The sequence below is a fragment of the Atopostipes suicloacalis DSM 15692 genome (genome assembly GCF_900129085.1).
GTDB classification, from domain to species: domain Bacteria; phylum Bacillota; class Bacilli; order Lactobacillales; family Carnobacteriaceae_A; genus Atopostipes; species Atopostipes suicloacalis.
The window spans coordinates 39,441-49,461 of sequence record NZ_FQUF01000019.1; the positions used below are offsets into that span (position 1 = coordinate 39,441).

The window sequence follows — 10,021 nt, forward strand, 5'->3', positions numbered from 1 at the left end:
ATTATGAAAAAAATCCGCTTTTACCATACTTTAAAAGCAAAAATAGTTATTATTATTGCTATGGTTATTATTTTCGCCCTACAGTTAATGGGGGCGAATTTTATTACTCAAACTGAGAGACAATTGGTGAATAACTTTCAGGAAAATCAAAAATTACAGATGAACTTTTTAGAAAATTCTTTTGCCCCTTTTCTAGAAATGCATGAAAATCCTAAAGATACTTCGGAAGATATAGACCCTGAAGAAGAGATTAACGCACTGATTTCTGATTTCTCGGGTACAGGGATTACGAGTTTAATTGTAGTGGACTCAAGTTTTGTTGTTATCGGAAATAGTGATACGACACAACAAGTTGAAGTAGGCCAACTATTAAACGATGAAGATGTTCGAACGACTATCTTACAAGGAAGCGCCAGCTCAAAACAAATTATTAACTCCCAACTAAATGCACGCAGATGGCGTATGGTGGAGCCTGTGTATTCATCAGAAGACTCTCAAGCAGTCATTGGTGCCATTGTCATGGAAAGTAATATTGAATCGATCTATGAACAAATTACTGATATTACTTTAATCTTTTTACGCGCTTCACTTATTGCTATTCTCCTTTCTTCAATCCTTGCAAATATGGTTTCAAAAGCCATTACAGATCCTATAAAAGAAATGCAGACCAAAGCAAAGGCAATTGCTGAAGGGGATTATTCGGGAGAAGTTACGATTTATGGGAATGATGAAATTGGCTTATTAGCCCAAAATATTAACGAACTTTCTGAAGAAGTCGAAACAGGACAGCGGCGTATTGAAGCAGAACGACAGCGTTTAGACAGTGTGCTAAGTAATATGTCTGAGGGCGTTATTGCGACAAATCGTCGCGGAGAGCTGGATGTGGCAAACAATATGGCCTCCCAAATGCTAAATTTATCTAGAGATGAATTAGCTGGACAAAATATTTTAAGCTTACTTGAAATAGAAGAAGATTATAGTCTACGTGATTTAGTAGATCGAAAAGAAGATATTACCCTTAATATAGAAGCTGAAGAAGAAGATGCTCTTCTTCGTGCCTCATTTTCCGTCATTCAAGCAGACTCAGGATATATTAGTGGTATTGTTTGTGTGTTGCGAGATGTAACAGAAGAAGAAAAAGTTGAAGAAGAGCGTAAAGAGTTTGTTTCGAATGTTTCGCATGAATTGAGAACCCCACTGACCAGTATGCGAAGCTATATCGAGGCATTGATTGATGGTGCATGGAAAGATCCAGAATTAGCGCCTAGATTTTTAGATGTTGCACAATCTGAAACAGATCGTATGATTCGAATGATTCAAGATTTACTTCATCTATCACGGATTGATGCAGGAAAGAGTGAACTACAAAAAGAGTTAATTGATTTAACTGCTTTATTTACTCAGGTTTTAACTCGATTCGATATGTTATTGGATTCTGAAGAATATCGATTTAAAAATTATAAGATCGAGAGAAATATAATCAATGAAGCTATATTTGTCGATGTAGACTCAGATAAAATCGTTCAAGTATTAGATAATGTCATGAATAATGCAATTAAATATTCTCCTGAAGGTGGGAAGATCACTTGTACGATGACCTTAGAAAATAATCAAGTGTTAATAACAGTGAAAGATGAAGGAATCGGTATCCCAGCTGAAGATTTAGCACATATTTTTGATCGCTTCTACCGAGTAGATCGCGCACGTTCGAGAGCTATGGGAGGTACGGGTCTTGGTCTAGCGATTAGTCGTGAAGTCATTGAACAACATGACGGTGAAATTTGGGCGGAAAGTATTAATCGGGATGGAACAACTTTCTATATCGCTCTTCCTTATATTCCGTATGAAGAGGAGGAATGGGGATGGGATTAGGAAAAGACAAAGTACGCAATACTACGTTAACCTTATTAGTTTTCCTAAGTTTTTTATTGTCCTTTAATTTGTTGACAGCAGGTAGAAAAATTGGAGAAGAAGAAAATTCCAGTAATCAGCCTGTTCGATCAAATATAGCGATGATAGAACATTCTGAAAGTGAAGCTTTCCGTCCTGCAACAGTAGCTTTACATGGAGTAGATCCAGAGAATTCGCTAGTGATTGCTGAAACCTTTCCATTGAGAAATTTATTAGATAGTTGTTTTTATTCTGAAGATTTAATTCGAGTAGAAGACACAAGTTATATAGATAGCGAAGATTATCTAGAAATGATGGCAACAGATCAATGGGTAGAATTTATTTTTAGAGAAGAACTTCCTATAGGGATTCTTTCACAAAAATTTGATGATTTAACTAAAGAATATGAAGATGAATACTTTGATCGTATTTTAATTAATGCAGATAATCAAAATGTGGTCCATTTCTATAACACAAAAACTTCTTATTTGTATACTGTGACTACGGTTGAGGATGAAATGATAAATATAGATCCTTTCCTAAATATGGACAACTTAAATTACAAAACTGCAGAGATTTATTACATTGGAAATAAACTTGTTTACTTAACCAAAGAAACGATGGAAATTCCTTGTCGTAGTTATGTAATTGATAGTGTCCCTAACTCAAAATATACAAGTAATTTTTATCCCGATCCTTCTTTAGTCGATACGCGCACAACAGAAACAACGACTAGATATATTGACTTAACCAGAGAAGTGACGATTAACCAACAGAATCATACTTTAGTTTTTTTGAGGCAAATCGAAGATTCTGGGGATTTACGTCCCGCCGAAAGATTTATAAAAAGTTTTGAACAAGTAAATCATTTTGAAAATTGGACAGGCTCTTTTTCTATCACGGATTACGATGTAAAAAATGAGATTGTTTCCTTCCGACGAGAAATTGATGGTCTACCTGTTTTTAGCCCATCCGATAACGAGACTGTATCAGAGGTAGGTTTAGTCGAGAGTGGCGTAACCCATTTGAAGCTCCCGCTTCGCTACATTAATACGCCAATTACTATGGAAGAGGACTCTGGTGAAGAATTGCTATCTGGAGTTGAAGTGAATGAGCGACTGTTCATTGAATTACCAGCTGAAAAATATGATAAAATTAAGGATTTAACCGTTGGCTATACTTGGAAAGAAAGTGAAGAAGCGGATCAAGTGATTTATTTTATTCCGGATTGGTATGTTTTATATGACGGAGTCTGGCTAGAGCTTGAATCCTTATTGGAAATGCAGGGAGAGGTGGCTTATGGATTTTAAAAAAATCGCCCGAATTTTTATTCTAACATTTGCTTTATTAAATATTTACCTTCTCATAAGCATTTTTGGGCGACAAGATATTCAATATACCTCCTCTGAACCAACAACAAATGATAATATAACGAATATGGAAGAGTTGGATATTGAGTTGCCTGATTTAGAAGGAATGGCAATGCAAGAAGAAGAAATTTTTCCTCTCCAAATTAATACCCATCATCTATTAGCAGATGAGGTTAAAAAGAATGATCAATTAACTGGAAGCTTAAATAAGGATGAAACCATCTATTATGAAAGTTTTCCATCAAATCCGATTAAGCTTGAGGGAAATCCAATAGAGGGCTTTACAGATGAAGATTATGATCTTTTAAAAGAATTTGTATTATCTGATCGAGTGATGTTTGGTTCAGAATATCATTTTGCTGGATATGATGAAGAAGGAAAAAGATTTATGTTTAATCAGTTAGTGGATGATATTCCGATAGCTGATGGAACTTCAGAAATTTCTTTATATGTAAATGAAACAGGAGAAATTTATTCTTACGAACAGACCTATGCAGGTCCAGCTACACGACAAGGAAATGCTTTGGAATTGATTGAAGCGATGCGCGCAATAGAAGTTTTGTTTTTAAATAATGAGATTAGACAAGACTCTGTTGTGCATAAACCCTCTTTATCGTATCGCAGAGCGTTGCATTTAGAAGATTTAAGTATGTATAGTCCAGTATGGATTGTAGAAGTGGACTTATCTTCTGAACGAAATACCTTTCGTGTAGATGCTGTAAGTGGTACAATAATCAAGCAACCTTCTGCCTCATCAGATTCTTCTGACGAAGAAGAGGATCGTAACAAAGAAGAAACAAATGCTGATGAGCGAAACACAGAAGAAGAAATACCGAATAAGGAATAATTTGAGAATACTCATTAGAATGAGAAATCTTCAAAGAATCAGTCTCCTATTCAATCATACATTTAATTTGGAAGGATTTTATAATTGGAAACGTTGAAGCAAAGAAATGTAAATAAATTAGAAGATCTACAAATTAGTGTTTTAGCAAGCGGTAGTTCCGGGAATGCTATTTATATTGAGTCTGCGCAGACAAAGCTTTTAATTGATTGCGGATTGACGGGAAAGAAAACAACTGAATTGATGGGGCAAATTGACCGTGATCCTCATGAATTAGATGCGATATTAGTTAGTCATGAACATACTGATCATATTAAAGGTGTAGGGGTTATGTCACGTAAATATAATCTGGATATCTATGCTAATGAAAAAACATGGCAAGCTATGGACAAAAAGATTGGAAAAGTAAAAACGGAACATAAATTTTTATTTGATTTAGAAGAATTAAAAACTATTGGTGATATTGATGTCTTAAGCTTTGGCGTTTCGCATGATGCGGCAGATCCTCAATTTTATGCCTTTGAAAAAAATAGCAAACAATTTGTTGTTTTGACAGATACGGGTTATGTAAGTGACCGTATGCGTGATAGTCTTAAAAATGCAGATGCTTATTTAATGGAAAGTAACCATGATACCTCTTTATTACGAATGGGAGGGTATCCTTGGCCGCTAAAACAACGAATTTTAAGTGATAAAGGGCATCTTTCCAATGAAGAAGGAGCTCTTGCTTTAGTGGATATGATTGGTGACAAAACAAAACGTATCTATTTAGGACATTTAAGCAAGGAAAATAATATGAAGGAACTTGCTCGGGATACAGTAGAAGAAGTACTGCTTCGTAAAGATATGGGCGTTAATGAAACATTCCATTTATATGATACTGATCCTGATAGTGCACAAAATTTATTTATTCTGTAAGAATTAACGAGCTTTGCTCTTTAATGAGTCTAAAACAAAAACCTTCTATAAAGATTGAGAAAATCAATTTTATAGAAGGTTTATTTTTTTAAAAGTCTTATTTTTTCAGTTAATTAAGTTTTCATATTTAAATTAAGTGATAAGAGTGCTGCTCTTAACTTTACAACGAAACTAAATGACTTTTTTTCTGGATTTGCAACCGTTCGTGTTAAAATATATAATATAATGTAAGATTTATTTCAATAAATTTTCACAGATTGATACTACAATTAAACATGCATAAAGCCCCCCATGTGATAAGTGTCTAACAAAAAAGGAGAAGTAAGAAATGAAAAATAAAATGAAGAGAGCGCTCATGCTCTCAGCTATTCCTCTTGTTTTATTAGGTTGTACGAATGGAGCCAATGATTCTGACACTCCAGATAATGAAACAGACGATCAAGAAACTGTTAAAGAAGAAGTTAAGATATCAAATGTAGAAGTAAATGTTCAAAGTGGAATTACCGAAGCAGTGGAACAAATAGATGATGCGGTTGTTTCTGTTATCAACCTGCAAAGAAATGATTTCAGTTCTTGGGCTGGATTCTATGGAATGGAGGAAGCAAGTGAAGATGAATATCTTCAGGCAGGATCTGGAAGCGGTGCTGTATATAAAATAGAAGATGATCGCGCTTATATCTTTACAAATAATCATGTGGTCGAAGGTTCTGATGCGATCCAAGTCTTATTACAAGATGGGACTCGTGTGGATGCTGAAGTCGAAGGTACAGATGTATGGACGGATTTAGCTGTACTTTCTGTAGATGCTTCAAATATTGAAACATCCGTTGAGTTTGGGGATTCTGAAAACTTAACCGTTGGAGAACCGGCCATAGCGATTGGCTCTCCTCTAGGTACTGATTTTGCTTCATCTGTTACATCAGGGATAATCTCTGGGATAGGAAGAACCGTACCCGTAGATACAGATGGTGATGGAGAATACGATTGGGAAATGACAGCTATACAAACAGATGCAGCGATTAATCCAGGAAACTCCGGTGGACCTTTAATTAATATAGCCGGACAAGTTGTCGGCATTAATTCGATGAAAATATCTACTGAAACTGTTGAAGGAATGGGCTTTGCAATTCCAAGTAATGATGCTGTAGAGATTATCAATCAGTTAGAACAAAATGGAGAGGTTATTCGTCCATATTTAGGAATTACAATGATTGATTTAGCCTATATCTCAGATAGCCAAAGAGCAGATGAATTAAACCTTCCTGACGATGTGACGGACGGTGTAGTGATTACTCGAGTAGGAAATGACTCATCCGCTACAAATGCTGGTTTAGAACCTGCAGATGTTATTGTTGGCTTTAATGGTGAAGAAATCACTAACTCTGTTCATTTACGACAATTGATTTACAGTACGGAAGTCGGAGACTCTGTTGAAATAGAGTTTTATCGAAACGGTGAGCCACGAGTAGCTACAATGGAGATGCAAGCAGCAGATAACGATTAAAAAATATATTCATACACAGTATCTTCTAATAAAGGTACTGTGTTTTTTTTGGAATAAATTTGAGTAATATGTCTAGAAAACAGTCGTATAATAAAATAAATTTGCTTTTCTTCTGTGAATTGTGTTTAGATTGTGGGTAGTTCTTTTGCACTTGTTGATAACTTATTAGAAGATAGGATAACCGTGGGCATCTATAATAATAGTTATCCACATTATTCAAAATAACATGTGGATAGCTTGATTTTAAAGAAAAATAAGAGTGAATAAATAGCATACCTATACTCTTATACAAAAAAGAGAAATCTGTATAAGGCTGTGTATAACTTGTTGACAACTCGTTGGAATACGTGTTCCCTTTTGGAAAACAAGCTTTGTGGTTGACCAGTTAGAAAGAAAATAAGAGTGTAAAATCTGTGGATATGTGGATAAATATGTTAATAACTTTGGAGGAATCTATGGAAATAAAAATAATCGTTGTGGGTAAATTAAAAGAGAAATATTTAAAAAATGGGATTGCTGAATATTTAAAACGTCTGAAGAGTTATGCTAATTTTAAAATAATAGAAATAAAAGATGAAGCAGCAAGTCAAACGTTGAGTGATGCAGAAATAGAACAGATAAAAGTGGTAGAAGGAAAACGTATTATAGAGAAACTTCCGGATCGAGCACGAGTGATTGCTTTAGATTTAAAAGGAAAACAACTAACATCTGAGGATTTTGCTGAAGAAATAAACGAAACAATGACTTATGGAACGAGTCAAATAGCTTATATTATTGGAGGTTCTCACGGCTTAAGCCAAGAAGTTTTACAAAAAACAGATTTAAAAATTTCTTTTGGAAAAATGACTTATCCTCATCAATTAATGCGGTTAATATTAGTTGAACAAATTTATCGAGCATTCAAGATTATCAGAAATGAGCCATATCATAAATAAAAGGTTTTTTCGTTAATAAAAAATGTATTTATAATTTCTTTTTAAACAAAATATAATATTGCAATTTTTAAAATCTATATTATCTCTTCTAAAATATCAAAATAGACCAAAAACAATATAGTTTATTTGTTGTTGAAATAGCGTTTTCACAGGCTTTTTAGCTCGTTTTTTTGACAAATAATTTATTTTTAGTATACTGCTATAGTTGTAAATTTTAGAAAGAGGAGATATAAAAAATGAAAGGTCTATTTAATAAGCTGCAAAATTTAGGTAGAACATTTATGCTACCGATTGCTTTATTACCTATAGCAGGTTTATTTTTAGGGTTAGGATCTGCTTTTACGAATGAATCTTTGATTGCTAATTATGGACTCGAAAATATTATGGGTTCAGGAACAGTATTGAATGGTATTTTCATGATGTTTGTGGATGTTGGAGATATTGTTTTTGGAAACTTGGCATTATTATTTGCTATTTCTGTTGCTTTTGGTCTGGCTAAAGACCGTAAAGAAGTTGCTGCTATGTCTGCTGTCGTTGGATACTTAACGATGTATGCTGCTATGACAAGCTGGATTCATAATTTACGTAACATGGATCAATTTCGTCAAGTGAATGGATTAGTTGGAAATGTCTTAGGATTTGAAGAAACATTTAACATGGGTGTATTTGGTGGAATTATTATAGGATTATTAGTTTCATATTTGCATAATAAATACTACCGAGTTAAATTTACAGATGCTTTATCTTTCTTCCAAGGAACACATTTTGTACCGATTATCTCAACAGTTGGAGGTACAGCATTAGGAATTCTCTTTGCCTATGTATGGCCAATTTTTGGGACGGGAATTGCTAACTTTGGAGAAGTAATCGCAAGTTCTGGAGCGATTGGTTCGTTCTTATATGGTTACATTTACCGTGCATTAATTCCATTTGGTTTACATCATGTCTTTTATTTACCATTTTGGCAAACAGCCCTTGGTGGATCTGTAGAAGTAGCTGGTGAAATGGTTCATGGAGCACAAAATATTGTTTTTGCTCAATTAGCGGCTAACGAAGCTGTCTTACCAGAAGCAGCAAAATATTTCTCATTCCAATTTCCATTGATGATTGGTGGTTGGCCAGCAGCTGCTTTAGCAATGTATCATTCTGCTAAAAAAGAAAATCGAGCAGGAATTAAAGGACTCTTATTTGGTTCTTCCATTACTTCTATTTTGACAGGAATTACGGAACCGATTGAGTTCACGACATTATTTGCTTCACCATTCTTATTCTACGGAATTCACAGTGTACTAGCTGGATTTTCTGTAGTATTAGTGGAATGGTTAGGTGCTGGGGTTGGCTTAACATTCTCTGGTGGTTTAACAGACTTTATTATCTATGGTATTTTACCAGGAAATGATATTACAAAATGGACCACTTTAATTCTTCCGATTGTTATTTGGTTTGTTTTATATTATGTTATTTTCCGTTTTGCAATTGAAAAATTTGATTTAGATACTCCTGGACGTAAAGAAGAAGCTGGTGAAGCTCGTTTACGTACAAAAGATGAATATCGCGAAGAGCATGGAATCAACCAAACCGCTGGAAGCTCCGCTGTATCAGCAGAAGATGCTACATCTATCGGAATTCTCGAAGGTTTAGGTGGATCTGATAACTTAGAAGATTTCACAAACTGTGCTACACGTCTACGTGTTACAGTAAAAGATGGTTCATTAGTGGACCAATCTCGTTTACGTTCTACAGGTTCTGCAGGAATCATGCAAAATGGCCAATCTGTACAAGTCATTTATGGAACAAAAGTGGAAGGAATTGCTGGAGATTTAAGAGATTTTATGAAAAATAATCCAGAAGCCACTAAACAAACGAACCAAGGACATTCTGCTCCTGCTCCAAGTGCTGAAGATACAAAAGAAGAACCAGAAGAGCCAAAAGATCAAGAAGTTCTAAAAAACGAAGTATTGAGTGCTCCTATGAATGGAGAAGCTGTTTCATTAGAACAAGTAGAAGATGAAGTGTTCAGCTCAGGAATGATGGGACAAGGTGCTGCCATTCTTCCATCGGATGGTGCGGTATATTCCCCATTAAATGGAGAAGTTACGATGGTGATGGAATCTGGGCATGCAATTGGTTTAACAAGTGAGCAAGGAGTAGAAGTCTTAATTCATGTAGGAATCGATACAGTAAATATGAATGGAGAAGGCTTTACAACTCATGTGAAACAAGGGGACCAAGTGAAAGTTGGCGATTTATTGATTGAGGCAGATTTAGAAGCAATCAAAGAAGCAAATTATCCAACAGAAACTATGGTCATTGTAACAAACACACCTGATTACTCGGCGGTCGAACTAATGACTACAGGAGAAGTTAAAGTAGGCGATGAACTCGTAGAAGTTCGCAACTAATGTTTTCAAAATTTAAAGAGTTTGGTAGAAAAAATCTACCAAACTCTTTTTTGATGAGATGGTATGTATGAATTTATTTTATCGTTTTTCGGCAGAAGACTCTCACTTCTAAGCAAAGCAAAAGTGGAAGATGAATGCCGATTGAGCGTCAGCTCAAA

The 10,021-nt window shown here is 34.9% G+C and carries 7 protein-coding genes; all 7 read left to right on the plus strand.

Going from position 1 to position 10,021, the window contains the following annotated elements:
* Nucleotides 1-3 precede the first annotated feature (3 nt).
* The gene (gene walK, locus BUB96_RS06840; RefSeq protein ID WP_234945819.1) at nt 4-1,872 is read left to right on the plus strand and encodes a cell wall metabolism sensor histidine kinase WalK; all 1,869 of its coding nucleotides are present in this window, start codon (nt 4-6) and stop codon (nt 1,870-1,872) included.
* Nucleotides 1,863-3,200, plus strand: coding sequence for a two-component system activity regulator YycH (yycH, locus tag BUB96_RS06845; RefSeq protein ID WP_073298133.1), 1,338 nt, complete (start codon nt 1,863-1,865; stop codon nt 3,198-3,200). Before walK ends, yycH begins: the two co-directional genes overlap by 10 nt.
* Nucleotides 3,190-4,107, plus strand: a complete 918-nt coding sequence (locus BUB96_RS06850) for a two-component system regulatory protein YycI (RefSeq protein ID WP_073298134.1) — start codon at nt 3,190-3,192, stop codon at nt 4,105-4,107. Before yycH ends, BUB96_RS06850 begins: the two co-directional genes overlap by 11 nt.
* 93 nt (nt 4,108-4,200) lie before the next feature.
* Complete coding sequence (locus BUB96_RS06855) at nt 4,201-5,022, plus strand: MBL fold metallo-hydrolase (protein ID WP_073298140.1); 822 nt, start codon at nt 4,201-4,203, stop codon at nt 5,020-5,022.
* A gap of 328 nt (nt 5,023-5,350) precedes the next feature.
* Nucleotides 5,351-6,526, plus strand: a complete 1,176-nt coding sequence (locus tag BUB96_RS06860; protein ID WP_073298135.1) for a S1C family serine protease — start codon at nt 5,351-5,353, stop codon at nt 6,524-6,526.
* Between the two features lie 455 nt (nt 6,527-6,981).
* On the plus strand, nt 6,982-7,461 hold the full coding sequence (gene rlmH, locus BUB96_RS06865) for a 23S rRNA (pseudouridine(1915)-N(3))-methyltransferase RlmH (protein ID WP_073298136.1): 480 nt from the start codon (nt 6,982-6,984) through the stop codon (nt 7,459-7,461).
* 236 nt (nt 7,462-7,697) lie between these two features.
* A complete protein-coding gene (locus BUB96_RS06870; protein WP_073298137.1) occupies nt 7,698-9,863 on the plus strand; it encodes a PTS sugar transporter subunit IIABC in 2,166 nt (721 codons plus the stop codon).
* Nucleotides 9,864-10,021: the final 158 nt, after the last annotated feature.